Origin of the sequence: Pseudoalteromonas sp. GW168-MNA-CIBAN-0100 (assembly GCF_040309225.1) — a bacterium.
GTDB lineage: Bacteria > Pseudomonadota > Gammaproteobacteria > Enterobacterales > Alteromonadaceae > Pseudoalteromonas > Pseudoalteromonas arctica.
The window spans coordinates 1-232 of record NZ_JBEOOL010001166.1 but is presented as its reverse complement, the minus strand read 5'-3'; the positions used below and the strand labels follow the sequence as shown (position 1 = coordinate 232).

The 232-nt window shown below is 37.9% G+C and carries 1 protein-coding gene; it reads left to right on the top strand.

Translation table 11 applies throughout. The features are described from left to right. Positions 1 to 211 (top strand): hypothetical protein (locus AAEY62_RS25050; protein WP_350637208.1); only part of this gene is annotated, 211 nt, incomplete at its 5' end. Between the last annotated feature and the right edge of the window lie 21 nt (positions 212 to 232).

The following is a 232-nucleotide window of genomic DNA, read 5'->3' as shown; positions in this document are numbered from 1 at the left end:
ATTTAGTATTAATTACACGCCGCTGGTGATGATCACGCTAGGCATGTCATTTTGTAAGTTAATTAATTCTAATCACACGGCTATGGCCGTAAATTTGTATAACCAGTTTATAAGCTACAGCACGTTTATAAACGTCAATGCTTTAAACGTAATCCAACAAAAGCGGCATTACCTCACATGCCAAGCTTTGCAAACAGCCTATAAGTACTAAGCACTAGTTACTGCTTTAGGC